The following is an 18761-nucleotide window of genomic DNA, read 5'->3' on the forward strand; positions in this document are numbered from 1 at the left end:
TGATCGGACCAAGGCGCGCGGCTGACACTGCGCGCCTTGGTTGCGCCCTCCTGGGGTGCAGGCACTTCACATGACGCCGATGTGAAAGTGGACGGGACCCGGTCGGTTCGAATGAGGCCGGTCTATGCGTAGCCTGGGATGGTGGTGTGTGAAAACCTGCGCACCATGGGAAACCCCGGCAGAGGTGTACGTCGCGGCGAGGACAGCTGGCGAGTGCTATGAGTCGATGGCCCCTCTGCGGGGATCGTTCCAAAAAAACGAAAAATGCGAAGCTCGCTACAAGCTCCGCATTCTAAAAATCAGATTGCGGCAGCAGCAGACAGCCGCTTAACCACAGTGCTTTCAGATCCAGCGACCTCAGATTGCCAGATTGGGGATAATCTGTTTCTTACGGCTCATCACGCCGGGCAGAACGACGGTATCGCCTTCGGCTGTGGCATCAAAGCTTTTGGAGGCGAGGGTGCGGACCAGATCATTGGGAACAAGCAACGTGGCCTCTTCCTTCAGGATATCCACGACGAACAGCAGGACCTGATCAACACCGTCCTCTTCGGCCACAGATGTCATGGTCTCCATCAGCGACGCCTTGCGGTCCAGAACCACGGCGGGAGCGGTGGTTTCCAGAACGGAGACGCGGAACTTGGTGCCTTCGACCGCATATTCTTTTGAATCCATCCGCAGGAGTTCCGCGTCGGAAAAGGCCGAAACGTCGGATTTCGCGGCGAACATCTCGGCGGCATAGGCGGCGATATCCACGCCCAGATCTTCGGCCAGGCTATAGGCCACGGCCTTGTCTTCCTGGGTTGTGGTTGGGGAGCGGAACTCCAGCGTGTCGCTCAGGATACAGGTCAGCATCGCGCCTTTGATTTCGCGCGGGGCCTGGGCCAGATCTGCGCCGATCATCTTCCACATGATGGTCGCGGTGCAGGCGACCGGCTCGATGCGGATGTTGATCGGGCCTTTTGTTTCCAGGCCGCCAACCAGTTTATGGTGATCAATGATTGCCTGGATATCGGCGCCGTTGATATTGGCGGGCAGTTCGGCGGGGTTGTTGGTGTCGACGATCACGACAGGCTGATCATCGGCGATGTCTGCGATGATCTCCGGCTTGTCCAGCCCCCAGTGCTGCAGCATGAAGGCCGCCTCGGTGTTGGGTTCGCCCAGCAGTTTCGGCGCCGCTTCGACAGCTTTGATCTGGTTCAGATACCAAGACCAGATGATCGCGGAGCCGGTGGAGTCGGTGTCAGGGGATTTATGGCCGAAGACGAAGGTGGTCATGACATGTGTCCTATGCAAGTGCCGGAATTTTGCGCGTCTTATAGGCACGGGGAGGGGGCTTGTCACCCCGGGCCGGTGTCTGATCAAGGCGGCTATGTTGTTTGTGCAAATCTGCGCCGACGGGTCCCGATCTAAGGCAACAGGCTGGCGATCGTGACCAACTGCTTTTCCTTCGGCGCGGTCGCGGCTACCATCGTGCTATGGACCGCGAAGATCAGCTCTACCCGCCTGTAAAGGCCCTGTTCGAGAGCCAGGGTTACACCGTCAAAGGTGAGGTTGGTGCAGCTGATGTGGTTGCCTGTCGTGGTGATGAGCCGCCGGTCATCGTGGAGCTGAAACTGCGGTTTTCGCTGTCCCTGTTTCATCAGGCGATCACCCGGCTCGCGCTGAGCGATCTGGTCTATGTCGCGGTTCCCAAACCATCGGGACGTCAGGCGCGGCGAATGCTAAAGGACAATCTGTCGATGTGCAGGCGTCTGGGGCTGGGGCTGATTACCGTGCTACCGGACGGGCGAACCGAGGTGCAGTGCGATCCGGGGCCATATGCGCCGCGTAAGTCAGCGAAAAAACAAACGCGCCTGCTGCGCGAGTTTCAGCGCCTTCAGGGCGATCCCAACGCAGGCGGCGCCACACGGCACGGCATTGTCACAGCCTATCGTCAGGATGCCCTGCGCTGTGCCGCCCATCTGGCCGAACACGGGCCAAGCAAAGGCGCGGTTGTGGCCAAGATGGCAAATGTTCCCCAAGCGACGCGGATCATGGCGAGCAATCACTATGGCTGGTTCATGCGGGTGCAGACCGGTGTCTATCAGCTGACGGAAGCAGGCCGGGCAGGGCTGGTCCATTGGGCGCATAGCTGGGAGCCGACGGAGCCGATTGATGCGACGCGCTCAGGTGCGGAGCAGGGCTGACGCGCAGGTCAGAAAATTGCCACAAAATTTCCCAACCAACCTGTTGACAGGCGCGCGTACCCTGCCTAGCTATTCCTTCGTTAGCACTCAGTTGTGTTGAGTGCTAACACCTCCTGCGGGGAGCAGGGGGGCGAGACAACAACCTTTGAGCCTTTAAGGAGCTACAAAGATGGCATTGAAACCGCTTCATGACCGCGTGCTGGTCCGTCGCACCGAAAGCGAAGAAAAAACCGCTGGTGGTCTGATCATCCCTGATTCCGCCAAGGAAAAGCCGAGCGAAGGCCAAGTGGTCGCAACCGGCGAAGGCGCACGCAAGGACAGCGGCGAGCTGATCGCGATGGCTGTTTCCGCAGGCGACAAGATCCTGTTCGGCAAATGGTCGGGTACTGAGGTCACCGTCGATGGCGAAGAGCTGCTGATGATGAAAGAAAGCGACATCATGGGTATCATCGAGTAAATCTCCAGGATTTTCCTGAGCTCTACTCTGAATCCCATTCCTCGCTTAAACACACGAATTTCTCTAGGAGAGTAAACAATGGCTGCTAAGGACGTCAAATTCGACACCGATGCCCGCAACCGTATGCTGAACGGCGTCAACATTCTGGCTGATGCTGTGAAAGTGACCCTGGGCCCCAAAGGCCGCAACGTTGTGCTGGACAAATCTTTTGGCGCACCGCGCATCACCAAAGACGGTGTCTCGGTTGCCAAAGAAATCGAACTGGAAGACAAGTTCGAAAACATGGGCGCCCAGATGGTAAAGGAAGTTGCTTCCCGCACCAACGATGAAGCTGGCGACGGCACCACCACTGCGACCGTTCTGGCACAGGCGATCGTTAAAGAAGGCCTGAAGCAGGTTGCTGCTGGCCTGAACCCGATGGATCTGAAGCGCGGCATCGACCTGGCAACGGCCAAAGTGGTCGAAGGCATCAAGGCAATGGCCCGCGAAGTCAAAGATTCCGCAGAAGTTGCACAGGTCGGCACAATTTCCGCCAACGGCGAATCTGAAATCGGTCAGCAGATTGCTGACGCGATGCAGAAAGTCGGCAATGAAGGCGTGATCACCGTCGAAGAAAACAAGGGTCTGGAAACAGAGACCACTGTTGTCGAAGGCATGCAGTTCGACCGCGGCTACCTGTCGCCCTACTTCGTGACCAACGCCGACAAGATGGTTGCAGATCTCGAAGACTGCATGATCCTGCTGCACGAAAAGAAACTCTCCTCGCTGCAGGCGATGGTGCCGCTGCTGGAGCAGGTGATCCAGTCGCAGAAGCCGCTGCTGATCATTGCAGAAGATGTTGAAGGCGAAGCGCTGGCGACCCTCGTGGTCAACAAACTGCGTGGCGGCCTGAAAATTGCTGCTGTTAAGGCACCGGGCTTTGGCGACCGTCGTAAGGCCATGCTGCAGGACATCGCGATCCTGACCGGCGGCCAGGTGATCTCCGAAGATCTGGGCATGAAGCTTGAGTCGGTGACCATGGACATGCTGGGCACCGCCAAGAAGATCGAAATCACCAAGGACGAAACCACCATCGTCGACGGTGCAGGCGAAAAAGCCGAGATCGAAGCACGTGTTGCCCAGATCCGCGCTCAGATCGAAGAGACCACTTCGGACTACGACCGTGAAAAGCTGCAAGAGCGCGTTGCCAAACTGGCAGGCGGTGTTGCCGTGATCCGCGTCGGTGGTATGACCGAAGTTGAAGTGAAAGAGCGCAAAGACCGTGTGGACGATGCTCTGAACGCGACCCGCGCAGCTGTGCAGGAAGGCGTGATCGTCGGCGGTGGTGTTGCTCTGGTTCAGGCCGGCAAAGCGCTGGAAGGCCTCGAAGGCGCCAACGCAGACCAGAACGCTGGTATCGTAATCGTGCGTAAAGCAATCGAAGCGCCTCTGCGCCAGATCGCTGAAAACGCCGGTGTCGACGGTGCTGTTGTGGCCGGCAAGGTCCGCGAAAGCTCCGACAACAACTTTGGCTTCAACGCTCAGACCGAAGAATATGGCGATATGTTCGCCTTTGGTGTGATTGATCCGGCCAAAGTGGCGCGTACCGCTCTGGAAGACGCAGCATCGGTTGCCGGTCTGCTGATCACCACCGAAGCCATGGTTGCCGACAAACCGTCCAAAGACGGTGCAGGCGCCGGCGGCGGCATGCCCGACATGGGCGGCATGGGCGGCATGGGCGGCATGATGTAATCCCAAATCCCATTGGGATTTGGGATGAGGCAAAAGGCGATTGGCCGCATAGGCCAATCTGCCAGACGTCCGTCGCTTATGATGTTGAGAATTGGGGCTGCCTTCGGGCGGTCCCTTTTTGTTTTGCTGGAGAGCGAAGGCCCGCCTTGCGGACCTGCCTGCGGCGCGAGTATTTTAGGAAAGGTGATTGGGGGCAGGTTTGCGATGGTTGTGGGGCCTGATTTTTCGACTAGCGTCAACGAAGAACACTATGAAGAAGTGGATAGGTTGCTGAAGTCGGCATTCCCAACTGATGCCGAAGCGCGGCTCGTGCGGCAGTTGCGGGCCGATGGTGACATGCTTCTAGAGTCCCGTAAGCCTTGGAATGGAAAGACCGGTGGCTATTTTGCGCTGAGCCGGATGTATGCGCCTGAAGGCTGGGCCTGTCTGGCGCCGATGGCGGTGCGGCCTGAATGGCAGGGTGGCAGGCTGGCGGAGCGCAATCCGAATATGGCCGTTGGCGGGCCTAAGGATGAGATGTATCGCAGCCCATGGCGGTTCGGCACCCGGATGCTGCAGGAGTTGGCAGCCATTTATGAAATTCCACTTGAAAGACTACCGGCCAATGTGCCCAAGACCATTGTGGTTCTGGGCAAGCCCTCCTTTTATGGCCGGTATGGTTTCAGCTGGCAGCGGGCTCAGAAGCTCAAGAGCCCCTGTCCACTGGAATCCACGCTAATCTTGCGCTGCGGCGATGACGTGCCAGAAGCAGAGCTGGTTTACCCACGGGCCCTTTCGGACCTTTGACACAAAAATATCAGTGGCCCCGCGCATCCCGGCGGGGTAGCCCTAGCACATGCGCCTGATTGTTCTCGTCTCTCTCACCATGGTGGCCTTTGCTGCGAACTCTATTCTGGGCCGGTTGGCCATTGGTGGGGGCTATATGGAAGCCACGAGCTTTGGTCTGCTGCGGCTGTTTTCCGGCGCGGTAACGCTGATTACGCTTTGCGTTTTCAGCGGACTGTCGTTGCGGCGCGATCTGCGGCAGGCGCTTTGGGGGGCGGCGGCGCTTTCGATCTATATCGTCGGGTTTTCCGTGGCCTATCAAGATCTTGATGCGGGCCTCGGCGCCCTGATCCTGTTTGGTGTTGTGCAGGTTTCAATGTTCCTCTGGGGGGCCTGCAGTGGCAGCCCGGTGTCGGCGGGACAGATCGGCGGGGCAGGGATTGCGCTGGCCGGGCTTGCGTTTGTGGTCTGGCCGACCGATGGCGCATCTGTCGCGCCTCTTGGGGCGTCGCTGCTGATGGCTCTTGGGGGGCTTGGATGGGCGGCGTATAGTTTGCTCGGGCGCGGAGCGAGGGCGCCGCTTGCGGCAACGGCGGTGAACTTTGCTGTTGCAACTTTGATGATGGTGCCGGGGGTCATGCTGTTTGGTGGTGATATCGTGTTCACGCGGGCGGGGGTTTTTCTGGCGGTCCTATCTGGGGCGGTGACCTCGGGACTTGGCTATGCGCTTTGGTATCATGTGCTTCCCCAGCTGTCGCCTGCGGTGGCGGCGACGGTGCAATTGTCCGTGCCGGTGATTGCAATCCTCGCAGGCGCTGCATTGCTGGGAGAGGATATCGCCGTTGCGCTGGTGATCGGATCGGCAGCTGTCCTCGGCGGTATTGCCGTTGTTGTCTTGTCTGCGCCCGGTCGCAGGGCGGCTGCGCGCAGCAAGACGGTGGCGGAGCGCTGACACGTCGCGTCACAGCAGAACCCCTTTGCGGTCCACCCTTCCCGTTGCAGCGCTTTGGCCCTATGTGCAGTGTTCCATGATCCCAGTGAGGTCGCGAGACACCATGATCCGTTCCTTTATCTCCTCTGCGCTGGCGGGCGCTGTTTTGTGTTTCTCCACAGTCGTGGCGCGTGCGGATTGCGCGATCCTGCTGCATGGGCTGGCCCGCAGTGAAATATCGCTGGCGGTGATGGGGCAGGTGCTTGGGGCGCGCGGTGTCAAGGTTGTTATCCCCGGCTACCCCTCGACTGACAAAGCGGTGGCGGATCTTGCGGCGCAGACGCTGCCCGCTGCAGTGGATCAATGCACGGCTCTAATCTCAGAAGGCGAGCGTATCCATTTTGTCACCCATTCTATGGGAGCCATCCTGCTGCGTCACTGGCTTCAGGGCCACCGGCCAGAGGCGCTGGGTCGCACGGTCATGCTGGCCCCGCCCAACCATGGCAGTGAGCTGGTGGATGAGCTGGGCGATTGGGAGGTGTTTGGCCTTTTGAACGGGCCCGCTGGCCTGCAGCTGGGGACGAATGCAAACAGCCTGCCCAACCGGTTGCCGCCGGCCAGTTTCCCGGTGGGTGTGATTGCCGGGGATCTTTCGCTCAACCCGATTTTCTCTGCGATTATTCCGGGAGCAGATGATGGCAAAGTCTCCGTGCAGAGCACTTATCTGGACGGTATGGCGGATCATATCGTACTGCCCGTCACCCATACGTTCATGATGAACAACCCGCAGGTCATCGCACAGGCGCTGCATTTCCTCGACGCCGGGCGCTTTGATCCCGATATCACATGGCTCGACTCGATCACGGGACAGATTGAGGAGGCCTGTGCGCAAGGCCAGTGCAGTGATGATGGGAACCAGCCGCAAGAAGAGGGGCAGCCATGACCATGCTCGAACTGACATTGACCGGGGCAGATGTGCTGCGCCCGGATGGAATGGAGCGCGGCGGCGCGCTGACCTTCGCAGGAGGTGAGATTCAGACAGCACGGGCTGGGAGGGCGATTGATCTATCAGGCTACCGTATACTGCCCGGCATCGTGGATTTGCACGGCGATGGGTTTGAGCGCCATCTCGCGCCGCGCCGTGGCGCTATGAAACAGATGGGCGAAGGGGTGATTGCAGCCGAGGCTGAACTGGCCGCAAATGGCATCACCACGGCTGTGTTGGCACAGTTCTATTCCTGGGAAGGCGGGCTGCGTGGCCCGGAATTTGCAGACCAGGTGTTTGAAGGGATCAAAGCGGCGCGACCCCGGGTGGTGACGGATCTGATTCCGCAACTGCGGTTCGAGATCCATCTGTTGGATGCCTATGATGATCTGCCCTCTCAGATTGCGCAATGGCAGGTGCCTTATGTGGTGTTCAACGACCATCTGCCGCATGACCGGCTGGCACAGGGAAAAAAACCGCCGCGCCTCACCGGGCAGGCGCTGAAAGCCGGACGCAATCCGGACGTCCATTGGCAGATGCTGAAGGATATGCATGCCCGGAGGCCAGAGGTGCCCGCAGCACTTGATAAACTGGCAGCAACGCTGGGGGCTGCGGGGATCTGTCTTGGCAGTCATGATGACCACAGCGCAGGGGACCGGATCACCTGGCGCAATCGCGGCGCACGAATTTCGGAATTCCCGGAAACGATGGAGGCCGCAGAGGCGGCCAAAGCCGCAGGCGACGCTGTCATTCTTGGCTCGCCCAATGTGGTGCGGGGCGGCTCGCATAAGGGCAATGCCTCAGCATTGGACCTGATTGCCATGGGGCTGTGCGATGCGCTGGCGTCGGATTACCACTATCCCAGCCCGCGCCGGGCGGCTTTGATGCTGGAACGCTCTGGTTTGCTGGATCTGGCAGGCGCCTGGAGGTTGGTGTCGGAGGGGCCCGCGCAGATCCTCGGCCTTGAGGATCGGGGGCGCTTGGCGGCAGGGCTACGGGCCGATCTGGTGGTCCTTGATGCCAATGGTCAGATTGCGGCGACTTTTTCAGGCGGGCGGGTCAGCTATATGAGTGGTGATGTGGCCGCTCGTTTTCTCACCTGACAGCGGAAGATAAAGCGGGAGCGCAGCCCATCAGGCCGGATGGCCCTCTGTGCCGCGCGTAAAACCGGCGGGGTCGCTTTTACCGCCCTGTCGCGCCTTTTGGTGTATTTTCTTTCTGAAAATATCCCGGGGTTTGGGGCAGCGCCCCGATACCTAAGCTCCGCAGCTCAAGTCTGCGGTTTTTGCACCCGGTTCACATGGCCCATCTTGCGTCCCGGCTTTGCCTCTGCCTTGCCGTAGAGATGGAGTGCGGCGTTTGGTTCGCGCGCGAGCTCCGGTACCCGGTCCATATCGGCGCCAATCAGGTTTTCCATCACAACATCGCTATGCCGCTGCCCGTCACCAAGACTCCAGCCCGCAACCGCACGAATATGCTGCTCGAACTGATCAATGGCGCAACCGTTCTGGGTCCAATGGCCGGAGTTATGGACGCGCGGGGCGATCTCGTTCACGATCAACCCTTGAGGTGTGACAAACAGCTCGACGCCGAGGACGCCGACATATTCCAGCGCATTCAGGATTTTGCCTGCCATCAACACCGCATCCATGCGCTGCCCCGCGCTGAGCCGGGCAGGAACGGTTGTGGTATGCAGGATACCGTCGCGGTGGATGTTCTCGCCTGGGTCGAAGCAGGCGATTTCACCGCTGACGCCACGGGCTGCGATGACTGAGACTTCATGGCTGAAATTCACGAACCCTTCAAGGATCGAGGGCGCACCTGCCATGGCAGCCAAGGCTTCGGCTGCGTCATCAGGTGTCTTGATCCGGGCTTGCCCCTTGCCGTCATAGCCAAAACGGCGGGTTTTCAGGATCGACGGGGCGCCAATCTGTGTCAGCGCCGCGTCGAGGCTGGCCTGATCAGAGATATCGGCAAAAGCGGCAGTTTGCAGACCCAGATCCTGCAGAAAAGTCTTCTCGGTCAGGCGATCCTGACTGATGCGCAGTGCCTCGCGGCCCGGGCGGATCGGCTTCAGTGTTTCAAGCAGATCAAGGGCCGAGGTCGGGATGTTTTCAAACTCATAGGTGATCACATCGACGGAGGCGGCGAATGCAGCCAGTGCTTCGGCATCTTCGTAGCTGGCGGTGGTGATCCGGTCGGCAACATGGGCTGCGGGCGGCGTGGCGCTGGGCTCAAAGATATGGGTTCTGAACCCGAGGCGCGAGGCCGCGACCGAGAGCATCCGCCCCAGCTGACCACCACCGAGGATGCCGATGATTGCGCCGGGCTTCAGAGCGTTTTCAGACAGATCAGTCATCGACAGGTTCCTCCGGGATGGAGGCTGAGAGGGCCGCGCGCCAATCGTCGAGGCGCTGGGCGAGGTCTGTGTCCTGCAGCGCCAGAATACCAGCCGCCATCAGACCTGCATTGGCCGCCCCGGCGGCACCGATGGCCATGGTGGCAACGGGAAACCCCTTGGGCATCTGCACGATGGAATAGAGCGAATCCACACCGGAGAGGGCGCGGGTCTGGACCGGTACGCCAACAACGGGCACACGGGTTTTGGAGGCGACCATGCCGGGGAGGTGAGCGGCCCCGCCGGCGCCGGCGATAATCACCTGCAAGCCGCGTTCGGCAGCGGATTTTCCGTAGTTCCACAGCCGGTCGGGGGTACGGTGGGCCGAGACAATCTTGGCCTCATAGGGGACGCCCAGGTCATCCAGAAGGGTGGCGGCCTCTTTCATAGTGGGCCAATCCGACTGGCTGCCCATGATGATGCCCACTTTGATGTCGGCGGTATGCTCTGGCATAGGCTCAGATCCTGTCATGCCGCGGGCCTGCGAACCCGCTGGGTTGGAGGAAGCGCGCACTATAGAGAACCCTGTGCATCACGCAATGCGGCAATGAACCCTTTTGGGGCGCAGTGTTTGGAGGTCTAGATCAGGCGATGATATCCGGTGTCAGCCGGTCTTCGATCAGCGCGATCTTATCCTTCAGGATCAGCTTCTGCTTTTTCAGCCGCTGAATGGTCAGCTGATCGCTGGTGCCACGGTCCTGCAGGGCGGTGATTGCCTCGTCCAGATCGCGGTGTTGCCTGCGAAACACCTCCAGCTCCACCTGTAAAACATCGTCGGTTTTCATGGAGATATCGGTTGGTGCGTTCATTGGCGACTCGGCTTCTGGCGGGTTAAGACTTGGCGAATATTACGCTTTTAGGGGCTTTTGCGCCAGCGCTGCGGTGCCTTGGGCTTGTGAAAACGCATAAAACACCCATATTCTTAGGAAAGCGGTCGCCATAATGGGGCCGCCACCATACGTCGCTTTAGAATCAAGGACGAAACCCGTGTCTAAACTCACACTCGGCTCGTATCCGCATATGTTGGGATTTGAGCAATTGGAACGCCTTCTGGAACGCTCGGCCAAATCCGGGAATGAAGGCTACCCCCCTTATAACATTGAACAAACCTCAGATCATTCCTATCGTATCACGCTGGCCGTAGCCGGTTTTGCCGAGGCAGATCTGGCGATCACCGTAGAGGACCGGCAATTGGTCATCCGGGGTCGGCAGAGCGATGACAGCGACGGGCGCGTGTTTTTGCACCGGGGCATTGCCGCGCGCCAGTTTCAGCGCATGTTTGTATTGGCAGATGGTGTCGAAGTGGGCGAGGCGATTATGGAAAATGGCTTGTTACACGTCGACCTGACCCGCTCGCGGCCGGAAACCGTGGTTCAGACAATCAACATCAAGAAGGGGTAAGACAGATGCATACAGCCTACCAGTTCAACGATGCGGACAGCCGTATTGTCTACGTGAAGGCAGTTGATGTGGCCGATCTCCCTGCTGAGGTTCAGGCCGGCGCTGACGGGCGCACACAGCTTTATGCGGTGCATGATGCGGCGGGGGAGCAGTTGGCCTTGGTCAGTGACCGCAAGATGGCCTTCGTGCTGGCGCGGCAACATGATTATGCGCCGGTGCCTGTGCACTGACAACATTGCTGACGGCTAAGGGGTGCGAGCGGTATCGCTGTTGCCAATCTTGCCGCAGTTCAAGGATCGGGCGCCCTCGTGGCGCCCTTTTTCGTGCTGACGACAGGGGCTCGGATCTGGCTATGATGCCAGAACCCAGGGCGTTCTCATGGGCCGTGCTATGTCGGAACCCGCAACCAAATGCCCCTTGCGATGCCGCCATCGGCGTGGTTTTGCTTGGGCGTGACGGGATTGATTGCGGGAGAGAGGCATGCGCTACGATTTCGATTGGGTTGATGCGTTTTCGGCGCGGGCCTTTGGCGGCAATGGCTGTGCGGTCGTGCATGGTGGCGCGGAGCTGAGCGATGAGACCTGCATGGCCTACGTGCGTGAAACCTCGCTGGTGGAATGTACGTTTACCGGGCCATCTGAGGTTGCCGACGTGCGAGTGCGCTATTTCCTGGCCAGTCGGGAGATTCCCTTTGCCGGTCATCCGACCATCGCGACCGTTGCAGCGCTGCGGGATCGCGGCCTTATGACCGAGGATACGATTACGCTGGAAACCGGCGCTGGCCTCGTACGCGTAACCGTTGTGGATGGTCTGATTGAAATGACACAGGTCGCGCCTGAGTTCGGTGCCTTTGCCGATCCGGAGTTGGTAGCAGCGGCCGTCTCTTTGCCGGTGGACGCTATTGTCGGACAGCCACAGCGAGTGTCCACCGGGTTGCCCTTCTGCATCACGGTGCTGCGGGACCGGGCCTCTCTGGAGGCGGCGCAGCTGGATATCCCGGCGCTTACCCGGTTGGGGGAGGCGATGGGGGCTGAGGGCATCGACATGATGGAGCCGTTTCTGGTGACCCTGGACGGCGCCACGGCGGAGGGCGATACGTTTTCACGGCTGCTGATGACGCCGCCCAGTCCGCCGGAGGATCCGTTCACCGGTTCGGCAACCGGGGCGATGGCTGCCTACCTGTGGCGGCATGGTCTGATGGCTTCGGATCAGTTCATCGCCGAGCAGGGGCATGGGCTGGGGCGGCCAGGGCAAGCCGTCGTAACCCGGGTGGGTCCGGCAGAGGCGCCCAGCGGTATCCGGGTTGCGGGGCGGGGCTATGTGCTGATGCGCGGCACCGTCGATTTGCGCGACGCCAGCTAAGCAGGGGGCGGCAGCGCCATGAATGTCACGCGAGAACCCGCCGTTGCGGTGGTGCCTTATGGTGTCAGACTCAATCGTGATTTCGCCAATCGCAAGCTGGCCTCGCTGCATTGGCCGCTTGGCTGCCCTGCGGATCTGATCAGCGGGTGTGTTGCGGACCTGACAGCGCGGGACCATCTGATCCTATGGGCCAAAACGGCGATGCATTTTCAACCTCGCTGGCCCTGCGCTGCGCGGATCTCCATGATGGTGATGGAGCCGAAAATCATGTCGGCGCTGCATCATCGGTTGTTGCCCTGGACCGGGCGGCGATTTTACCGGGTGTTCAGCTATGACGATGATCTTCTGGGCCGGATCGGCAATGGTGTGTTTCTGCCTTTTGGCACCACCTGGGTGCCGGAGTGGCGGGATCTGGCCGTTGAGAAATGCGCGGATCTGTCCTTGATCGCCTCGGCCAAGCGGGATCATCCGGGGCATAGGCTGCGCCACGAGATCGCCGAACATCTGAACACCAGTCAGCGCGAGGTGGCCATTCTGGGGCGCGGATACCAACCTTTCGATGCGAAGTCCGACGGGCTGGCGCCCTATCGATATAGTGTGGTGATCGAGAATGTGCGTGAGCGGAATTACTTCTCTGAAAAACTCATCGATGCGATCCTGTGTGAAACGGTGCCGATTTATTGGGGGTGTCCCAACATCAGCGACTTCTTTGATCCGGCTGGCATGATGGTCTGTACCTCGGCGGAGGAACTGCGCGCTTCCATTGCGATGATCTCCCACGGGGACTATGCCACGCGGCTGTCAGCGCTTCGGGCGATCAAACCGGCGGCTGCATACTATGGAGAGATCGAGCGGCGCGCGGCGGAGGCGCTGTTGGCAAGCCTCTGATACAGCTTTGGCGCATATGAGAAAGGCCGCCCGGACAGGCGGCCTTTGTCGTGTTTATTCGGGGGGGCGCAATCAGCCTGCGATCAGCCCCATGTTTTCCAGTTTCAGCAGAACCTGATGGGCGCAGTTGTCGACGTCGACATTCTCGGTCTCGACGCGCAATTCAGGATCTGTTGGCACATCATAGGGATCCGAGATCCCGGTGAATTCCTTGATCTTGCCTTCGCGTGCCAGTTTATACAGACCCTTTCGGTCCCTGCGTTCGCATTCCTCGATCGAGGTGGCGACATGCACCTCAAGGAAGGCACCGAACTGTTCCACATCTTCGCGCACGGCGCGGCGGGTGGTGGCGTAGGGTGCGATGGGCGCGCAGATGGCGATGCCACCGTTCTTGGTGATCTCAGACGCCACATAGCCGATACGACGGATGTTCAGATCGCGGTGCTCTTTCGAGAAACCCAGCTCGGAGCTGAGGTTTTTCCGCACGATGTCGCCATCCAGAAGGGTCACCGGGCGACCGCCCATCTCCATCAGCTTGACCATCAGCGCGTTGGCAATGGTGGATTTGCCGGAGCCGGAGAAGCCGGTGAAGAAGACGGTGAAGCCCTGCTTGGAGCGCGGCGGCTTGGTCTTGCGCAGCTCATTTACCACCTCGGGGAAGGAGAACCACTCGGGGATTTCCAGACCTTCGGCCAGACGGCGGCGCAGTTCAGTGCCGGAGATGTTCAGGATGGTGACGTTGTCGCGATCTTCGATCTCGTCATTCGGCTCATACTGGGCGCGCTCCTGCACATAGACCATGTGCTTGAAGTCGACCATTTCGATGCCGATTTCTTCCTGATGCTCGCGGAACAGGTCCTGCGCGTCATAGGCACCATAAAAATCCTCACCGGCGGAGTTCTTGCCGGGGCCTGCGTGATCACGACCGACGATGAAATGGGTGCAGCCGTGGTTCTTGCGGATCAGGCCGTGCCAGACCGCCTCGCGCGGGCCGGCCATGCGCATTGCCAGATTGAGCAGCGACATGGAGGTGGTTGCCGCCGGGTATTTGTCCAGCACTGCCTCATAGCAGCGCACGCGGGTGAAGTGATCAACATCGCCCGGTTTGGTCATGCCAACAACCGGGTGGATCAGCAGGTTGGCCTGGGCTTCGCGCGCGGCGCGGAAGGTCAGTTCCTGATGGGCACGGTGCAGCGGGTTGCGGGTCTGGAAGGCCACGATACGGCGCCAGCCCAGCTTGCGGAAATAGGCGCGCAGCTCGTTCGGGGTGTCGCGACGCCCGCGGAAATCATAGTGGACGGGCTGCTGGATGCCGGTCACCGGGCCACCGAGATAGATCTTGCCTGCGGTATTGTGCAGATAGTTCACTGCCGGATGGGCGTCATCATCGGCACCGAATACTTTTTCCGCTTCGTGCGATTTATTGGGCTCCCAGCGATCGGTCACAGTCATTGTGCCCAGGATCACGCCTTCCTGATCGCGCAGCGCGATGTCTTCGCCAATCTCAAGCGATGCGGCAAAATCCTCGGACACATCCAGCGTGATCGGCATCGGCCAGAGGGTGCCGTCCGCAAGGCGCATGTTTTCGACGACGCCGTTGTAGTCTGCTTCGTTCAGAAAACCCTTCAGCGGGTTGAAGCCACCGTTCATCAGCAGCTCCAGATCACAGATCTGGCGCGGGCTCAGGTCGTGGCTTTTCAGCTCTGCGGCTTCGACCTTCAGCTTTTGTGCGGAGTCATAGGAGACGTAAAGCTCCGGGATGGGGGCGAGATTATTTTGCATCAACTTGGTCCTGTACTTAAATGGGACGAGGCCACTGGTGGTTCCGGTGAGTTCCGCATGCAGCGCGTCATATTCAGCGAACTTGCGGGCGAGAAACTGATCGGTGAGCCGGATCTTCTCGGCGGCACCGCGGGTGGTGAGGGCGTAGGCAAAGCGTTGGCGCTTGTCCGGGCCGGCGCGTTCGCTGACCTTGACCAGCCCCGCCTCAGCAGCTGCGCGCAGCTGCGCATTGAGGCGACCCAGAGAGGTGCCCACTGCCGCCGCCGTTGCCCGCTGCGAGGCGTCTGGCGCCTTGTCGAGCTGGCTGAGGATACGAAAGAGCAAATCTTCGTCCTCATGGCTTGGGGTGGTGGGGGTAGCTGGCATCGGGTCGACTCAAAGTGTGTTCACGCGTGAACGCATCTCATGGTTTGCAGTCGCAGCAAAGGCAAAACCACTATGCTTTGAGTGAAAAAGACCGCCGTTCCCAAATTGCAACGCAAGCGGAACGGGCGGTCTCATGCGATCTCTGCTCGGGAACAGGGATCTGATTGTCTGAGGCGGGCAGGGGGTTAGCCCTCTGCAAATCCCCAACCATCGGGCCGAAAGCCATGATCGATTGCTACGCGGGTTGCAACCTCTTCGACCATCCAGATTGCGGAAGCTGACAGGATCTGATCCGGCATTGTCGCAATGAGCGTTGCAGGTTCGTCCCCTTCTGCCTCGGCCCATTGGGTGTGAAACCCAATGTCGGCCAGCGCTTCGGCGAGTGGCATCCATTCTTTGTCGGCTTCGCCAGACACAAAGAACAGGTCCAGATCAGCCTCAAACGGCAGATCGCCCTCCGCCTGCAGATCTGAAAAGGCCGAGAATGTCTCGGCCTTCTGGGTGTCAAAATCATGCGCCACGGCGCTCACTCCTGTTCTGCCAGAAAGCGTTCGGCGTCCAGCGCAGCCATGCAGCCCATGCCAGCCGAGGTGACAGCCTGGCGATACTTGTGATCGGTCAGGTCTCCGGCGGCAAAAATACCGGGGATTGAGGTTTCGGTGGTGCCGGGCGTCACCTTTACATAGCCGCCGTTGTGGGTTTCCAGCACATCCTTCACCAGTTCGGTGGCCGGGGCATGGCCAATAGCGACAAAGACGCCTTTACAGGGGATCTCGGTGATCTCGTCAGTTTTCACGTTCTTCACACGGACGGCTTCGACGCCCAGCGGATTTTCGGTGCCGACCACTTCTTCCAGCTGGTGGAACCACAGGGGTTCGATCTTCGGATTCTTCATCAGGCGGTCTTGCAGGATCTTTTCCGCGCGCAGCTCATCGCGGCGGTGGATCAGGGTCACCTTGGAGGCAAAGTTGGTCAGGAACAGCGCCTCTTCCACGGCGGTGTTGCCGCCACCGATCACGACGATTTCCTGACCGCGATAGAAGAAGCCATCGCAAGTGGCGCAGGCGGAGACGCCGAAGCCTTTAAATTTCTCCTCAGACGGCAGACCCAACCATTTTGCGCGCGCGCCGGTCGCGAGGATTACCGCATCCGCAGTATAGATGGTGCCGCTGTCGCCCTTGGCCACGAATGGGCGCGAGGTGGTGTCGAGGTCGGTGATGATGTCCCCAATGATTTCACAGCCCATGGCCTTTGCGTGGTCCTGCATCCGCACCATCAGATCCGGACCCTGAACCTCGGTATCGCCGGGCCAGTTCTCAACCTCGGTGGTGGTGGTCAGCTGGCCACCCGGTTCGATGCCCTGGACCAGGATCGGCTCCAGCATGGCGCGGCTGGCATAGACACCGGCAGTATAGCCTGCCGGGCCGGACCCGATGATCAGAACCTTGGTGTGGCGCGTGTCGCTCATCTCATTTCCCCAATAGATGAAAAGGGCGGTCTTGCCGCCGTCAGGCAATGCATATAACTGCACCCGGCGGCGTCTTAAAGCCCCGGCTTGGCCGAAGTCGGGCGCCCTTGATCTTGGCAGGTATAATAAGATGCTGAGGTCTCATCTTATCATTGGCAAATATTGTTGCGCGCAACTGAAATAATATTGCGTGCGCTTTGGATGCTGGTATAACAAACGGAAATTTCAACAGGAGCTTCCAGATGGTCACAACACGCCTTGATCCGATTGATCGCAAGATTTTGTCGGAATTACAGGCCGACGGTCGCATGACCAATGTTGAGCTGGCCAAGCGTGTCGGTATTTCCGCACCACCCTGCCTGCGCCGGGTGCGCTCGCTTGAGGAGGCGGGGTTGATCCGGGGCTATCATGCCGAAGTCAATGCGCGCGAACTGGGGTTCGAGGTGCAGGTTTTCGCCATGGTGGGGCTGGAGAGCCAAGCGGAGGCTGAGCTAAGCGCCTTTGAAGCGAAATGCCGCGACTGGCCGCTGGTGCGGGAGTGCCATATGCTGAACGGCGAGGTGGATTTCATCCTGAAATGCGTCGCGCCCGATCTCAGCACCTTCCAGAGTTTTCTGACCAGTGATCTGCTGACCACTCCGAATGTGGCCAGCGTCAAGACATCGCTGGTCATCCGGGGTGCCAAGGATGAGCCGGGTGTGCCGTTTGACGTTCTCGAGCAGCGTCTTGCGCGTGAGGCCTGACCAAGGCCGGTAGCCCTGGCCGCGACGATGAAAAAGGCGCCCCGCAAGCGGGCGCCTTTTGCGTCGGGTTGACTACCCCCTTGCTGCGCGCAGGCGGACCTCAGACCATATCAGGATCTGAGGGTTCGACGCGCGGATAGGCCAGCGAACCAAAGCCCGCAATCGACTCAACATGGGAAAACAGGTTGAGATAGAGTGTGCGGATTGCGTGGCTCACCAGTTTCAGCGCCTCGGGACCCGGGTGATAGGTCTCAAACGGCAGGCCGCCGACATTGATCACCGCATGCCGTGGAAGGCAGATATGGTATAGATCCACTGCCGTCGGGGGAGCGGTTTCGACGATGCTCATGCCGTCGTGGTACTGCTGTACCGGGACCAGTGAGGCGCCGTTTTCCAGCTGAATACCGGGTAGCGGTGCGCGCTGCAGCAGCCGCGCAGCTGGGCCAGTGACAACCGTTGACATTGGTTTCGCCTCGCCCAGGCTATCGGCAGTGAAGCTGGTCAGGCGATGGCTGCGCCCGTTCTGGCCGCTGCGGGAGGGAATCAGGCTGGTGCAGCCTTTCCACAGGAGCGGCTGCCTATCGCCGTCAAAGGTCATCAGCTCATCGCCTGGCAACAGATCTTCGATTGCGATGGGGCCTTGGGAGGTCTCAATCAGCGAGCCGCGGCAAAAGGCGGTAAAGGCCTCCTCAAAAAGCGGCAGAGAGGGGGCCACGTGGCGGGTTTCGGCGATGGAGCCATTGGGCAACAGGCTGCAGACGTCATAACGGCGCAGCTGAGGCCGCGCACCGCCGCGCTGGGCAGCCGGATCTTTCAACAGGGCGTTTGCTTCGACCGCATTGGCAGCTGCGCGTCGCAGCGACTGAGGTATGGTCATGGCTAACTTGCCTCTCTCATGACTGTACAGACATCGACTTTGGCAGCGCGATGAGCAGAAAGCGCGTCAAAGCCGCTTGATCCCTGCCGGGCATCCTATCCGCAATACGCGCGGTTCGGTGTATGCGCCCAGCAGGGCAGGTAATCGCGGCGGGGCTCGCTTGGGCAGAGGCCGCCGCCTGACCTGAACATTGGTGGACGATGTCAGGCCGGTATTCATGGCTCCCGGCTTGCTATGAGCCGTGGCGCGGTTCAGGCGCTTTTGGCAGCTGCCTGTTGCGATGTGGTTTGATGACGGCGTTCAATCGCGGCTTGCCGGTTGGCGCCACGGGTCCAGGGAAGGCGGACCTCTTCGGTCTTGGCGGCGGCCACAATGGATTTGATGAAGCGCGATTTCGGTTTCATGAGGCGTCTCCTGT

The 18761-nt window shown here is 60.0% G+C and carries 21 protein-coding genes; 12 read left to right on the forward strand and 9 right to left on the reverse strand.

Annotated elements, in window-relative coordinates:
* Window positions 1-357: 357 nt before the first annotated feature.
* Window positions 358-1278, reverse strand: coding sequence for a manganese-dependent inorganic pyrophosphatase (locus tag J4721_RS14615; RefSeq protein WP_014875399.1), 921 nt, complete (start codon window positions 1276-1278; stop codon window positions 358-360).
* Window positions 1279-1478: 200 nt separating this feature from the next.
* On the opposite strand from J4721_RS14615, the gene J4721_RS14620 reads away from it, so the two are divergent.
* The 7 genes from J4721_RS14620 (at window position 1479) to J4721_RS14650 (ending at window position 8161) form a co-directional block, all read left to right on the forward strand.
* Window positions 1479-2189, forward strand: coding sequence for a DUF2161 domain-containing phosphodiesterase (locus J4721_RS14620; RefSeq protein WP_014875398.1), 711 nt, complete (start codon window positions 1479-1481; stop codon window positions 2187-2189).
* 169 nt (window positions 2190-2358) lie between these two features.
* Complete coding sequence (locus tag J4721_RS14625; RefSeq protein WP_014875397.1) at window positions 2359-2646, forward strand: co-chaperone GroES; 288 nt, start codon at window positions 2359-2361, stop codon at window positions 2644-2646.
* 78 nt (window positions 2647-2724) lie between these two features.
* The gene (gene groL, locus J4721_RS14630; RefSeq protein ID WP_014875396.1) at window positions 2725-4377 is read left to right on the forward strand and encodes a chaperonin GroEL; all 1653 of its coding nucleotides are present in this window, start codon (window positions 2725-2727) and stop codon (window positions 4375-4377) included.
* A 258-nt stretch (window positions 4378-4635) separates the two neighbouring features.
* Entirely contained in the window at window positions 4636-5163 is a 528-nt protein-coding gene (locus J4721_RS14635; protein WP_254658595.1) for a GNAT family N-acetyltransferase, read from the forward strand.
* A gap of 49 nt (window positions 5164-5212) precedes the next feature.
* Window positions 5213-6094 (forward strand): DMT family transporter, encoded by an 882-nt coding sequence (locus J4721_RS14640; protein WP_014880747.1) that lies wholly within the window; start codon window positions 5213-5215, stop codon window positions 6092-6094.
* A 103-nt stretch (window positions 6095-6197) separates the two neighbouring features.
* Entirely contained in the window at window positions 6198-7016 is an 819-nt protein-coding gene (locus J4721_RS14645) for an alpha/beta hydrolase (protein WP_211002994.1), read from the forward strand.
* Entirely contained in the window at window positions 7013-8161 is a 1149-nt protein-coding gene (locus J4721_RS14650; RefSeq protein ID WP_211002993.1) for an alpha-D-ribose 1-methylphosphonate 5-triphosphate diphosphatase, read from the forward strand. Before J4721_RS14645 ends, J4721_RS14650 begins: the two co-directional genes overlap by 4 nt.
* Before the next feature lie 167 nt (window positions 8162-8328).
* Here the strand turns inward: J4721_RS14650 and J4721_RS14655 are convergent, their stop codons facing one another.
* The 3 genes from J4721_RS14655 to J4721_RS14665 all read right to left on the reverse strand — a co-directional run bounded on the left by J4721_RS14655 (window position 8329) and on the right by J4721_RS14665 (window position 10265).
* Window positions 8329-9417 (reverse strand): 5-(carboxyamino)imidazole ribonucleotide synthase, encoded by a 1089-nt coding sequence (locus J4721_RS14655; RefSeq protein WP_211002992.1) that lies wholly within the window; start codon window positions 9415-9417, stop codon window positions 8329-8331.
* Entirely contained in the window at window positions 9410-9910 is a 501-nt protein-coding gene (purE, locus tag J4721_RS14660) for a 5-(carboxyamino)imidazole ribonucleotide mutase (RefSeq protein WP_211002991.1), read from the reverse strand. Before purE ends, J4721_RS14655 begins: the two co-directional genes overlap by 8 nt.
* A 130-nt stretch (window positions 9911-10040) precedes the next feature.
* Complete coding sequence (locus J4721_RS14665) at window positions 10041-10265, reverse strand: YdcH family protein (protein WP_014875389.1); 225 nt, start codon at window positions 10263-10265, stop codon at window positions 10041-10043.
* A 178-nt stretch (window positions 10266-10443) separates the two neighbouring features.
* Here J4721_RS14665 and J4721_RS14670 point away from each other — a divergent pair, with 178 nt between their 5' ends.
* From J4721_RS14670 to J4721_RS14685, 4 genes are all read left to right on the forward strand, one after another.
* Entirely contained in the window at window positions 10444-10857 is a 414-nt protein-coding gene (locus J4721_RS14670) for an Hsp20 family protein (RefSeq protein ID WP_014880742.1), read from the forward strand.
* A 5-nt stretch (window positions 10858-10862) separates the two neighbouring features.
* On the forward strand, window positions 10863-11087 hold the full coding sequence (locus J4721_RS14675) for a DUF1150 family protein (RefSeq protein ID WP_014875387.1): 225 nt from the start codon (window positions 10863-10865) through the stop codon (window positions 11085-11087).
* Window positions 11088-11337: 250 nt separating this feature from the next.
* Window positions 11338-12219: a PhzF family phenazine biosynthesis protein gene (locus J4721_RS14680; RefSeq protein ID WP_211002990.1), complete on the forward strand. Its 882-nt coding sequence runs from the start codon at window positions 11338-11340 to the stop codon at window positions 12217-12219.
* A gap of 18 nt (window positions 12220-12237) precedes the next feature.
* Window positions 12238-13107, forward strand: a complete 870-nt coding sequence (locus J4721_RS14685; RefSeq protein WP_211002989.1) for a hypothetical protein — start codon at window positions 12238-12240, stop codon at window positions 13105-13107.
* A gap of 72 nt (window positions 13108-13179) precedes the next feature.
* Here J4721_RS14685 and J4721_RS14690 read toward each other — a convergent pair whose 3' ends face one another.
* From J4721_RS14690 to trxB, 3 genes are all read right to left on the reverse strand, one after another.
* On the reverse strand, window positions 13180-15255 hold the full coding sequence (locus tag J4721_RS14690) for a bifunctional sulfate adenylyltransferase/adenylylsulfate kinase (protein ID WP_014875384.1): 2076 nt from the start codon (window positions 15253-15255) through the stop codon (window positions 13180-13182).
* Between the two features lie 185 nt (window positions 15256-15440).
* A complete protein-coding gene (locus J4721_RS14695) occupies window positions 15441-15776 on the reverse strand; it encodes a ribonuclease E inhibitor RraB (protein ID WP_014880738.1) in 336 nt (111 codons plus the stop codon).
* Between the two features lie 5 nt (window positions 15777-15781).
* A complete protein-coding gene (trxB, locus tag J4721_RS14700) occupies window positions 15782-16723 on the reverse strand; it encodes a thioredoxin-disulfide reductase (RefSeq protein ID WP_014880737.1) in 942 nt (313 codons plus the stop codon).
* Between the two features lie 242 nt (window positions 16724-16965).
* Between trxB and J4721_RS14705 the strand changes: the two genes are divergently transcribed.
* Window positions 16966-17466: an Lrp/AsnC family transcriptional regulator gene (locus J4721_RS14705; RefSeq protein WP_014875381.1), complete on the forward strand. Its 501-nt coding sequence runs from the start codon at window positions 16966-16968 to the stop codon at window positions 17464-17466.
* Between the two features lie 100 nt (window positions 17467-17566).
* Here J4721_RS14705 and J4721_RS14710 read toward each other — a convergent pair whose 3' ends face one another.
* Both J4721_RS14710 and J4721_RS14715 read right to left on the reverse strand, forming a co-directional pair.
* Window positions 17567-18343 (reverse strand): Hint domain-containing protein, encoded by a 777-nt coding sequence (locus J4721_RS14710; protein ID WP_014875380.1) that lies wholly within the window; start codon window positions 18341-18343, stop codon window positions 17567-17569.
* Between the two features lie 251 nt (window positions 18344-18594).
* Window positions 18595-18747, reverse strand: a complete 153-nt coding sequence (locus J4721_RS14715) for a hypothetical protein (protein WP_162893390.1) — start codon at window positions 18745-18747, stop codon at window positions 18595-18597.
* Window positions 18748-18761 lie beyond the last annotated feature (14 nt).

Source organism: Phaeobacter sp. HS011, from assembly GCF_018101215.1.
Classification (GTDB): Bacteria; Pseudomonadota; Alphaproteobacteria; order Rhodobacterales; family Rhodobacteraceae; genus Phaeobacter; species Phaeobacter inhibens.

Coding starts and splice junctions, on each gene's coding strand:
- J4721_RS14705 (WP_014875381.1), top strand. CDS start 16,966: ATGGTCACAACACGCCTTGATCCGATTGATCGCAAGATTTTGTCGGAA.
- J4721_RS14620 (WP_014875398.1), top strand. CDS start 1,479: ATGGACCGCGAAGATCAGCTCTACCCGCCTGTAAAGGCCCTGTTCGAG.
- J4721_RS14690 (WP_014875384.1), bottom strand. CDS start 15,255: ATGCCAGCTACCCCCACCACCCCAAGCCATGAGGACGAAGATTTGCTC.
- groL (WP_014875396.1), top strand. CDS start 2,725: ATGGCTGCTAAGGACGTCAAATTCGACACCGATGCCCGCAACCGTATG.
- J4721_RS14685 (WP_211002989.1), top strand. CDS start 12,238: ATGAATGTCACGCGAGAACCCGCCGTTGCGGTGGTGCCTTATGGTGTC.
- J4721_RS14615 (WP_014875399.1), bottom strand. CDS start 1,278: ATGACCACCTTCGTCTTCGGCCATAAATCCCCTGACACCGACTCCACC.
- J4721_RS14675 (WP_014875387.1), top strand. CDS start 10,863: ATGCATACAGCCTACCAGTTCAACGATGCGGACAGCCGTATTGTCTAC.
- J4721_RS14640 (WP_014880747.1), top strand. CDS start 5,213: ATGCGCCTGATTGTTCTCGTCTCTCTCACCATGGTGGCCTTTGCTGCG.
- J4721_RS14710 (WP_014875380.1), bottom strand. CDS start 18,343: ATGACCATACCTCAGTCGCTGCGACGCGCAGCTGCCAATGCGGTCGAA.
- purE (WP_211002991.1), bottom strand. CDS start 9,910: ATGCCAGAGCATACCGCCGACATCAAAGTGGGCATCATCATGGGCAGC.
- J4721_RS14625 (WP_014875397.1), top strand. CDS start 2,359: ATGGCATTGAAACCGCTTCATGACCGCGTGCTGGTCCGTCGCACCGAA.
- J4721_RS14655 (WP_211002992.1), bottom strand. CDS start 9,417: ATGACTGATCTGTCTGAAAACGCTCTGAAGCCCGGCGCAATCATCGGC.
- trxB (WP_014880737.1), bottom strand. CDS start 16,723: ATGAGCGACACGCGCCACACCAAGGTTCTGATCATCGGGTCCGGCCCG.
- J4721_RS14665 (WP_014875389.1), bottom strand. CDS start 10,265: ATGAACGCACCAACCGATATCTCCATGAAAACCGACGATGTTTTACAG.
- J4721_RS14680 (WP_211002990.1), top strand. CDS start 11,338: ATGCGCTACGATTTCGATTGGGTTGATGCGTTTTCGGCGCGGGCCTTT.
- J4721_RS14650 (WP_211002993.1), top strand. CDS start 7,013: ATGACCATGCTCGAACTGACATTGACCGGGGCAGATGTGCTGCGCCCG.
- J4721_RS14645 (WP_211002994.1), top strand. CDS start 6,198: ATGATCCGTTCCTTTATCTCCTCTGCGCTGGCGGGCGCTGTTTTGTGT.
- J4721_RS14715 (WP_162893390.1), bottom strand. CDS start 18,747: ATGAAACCGAAATCGCGCTTCATCAAATCCATTGTGGCCGCCGCCAAG.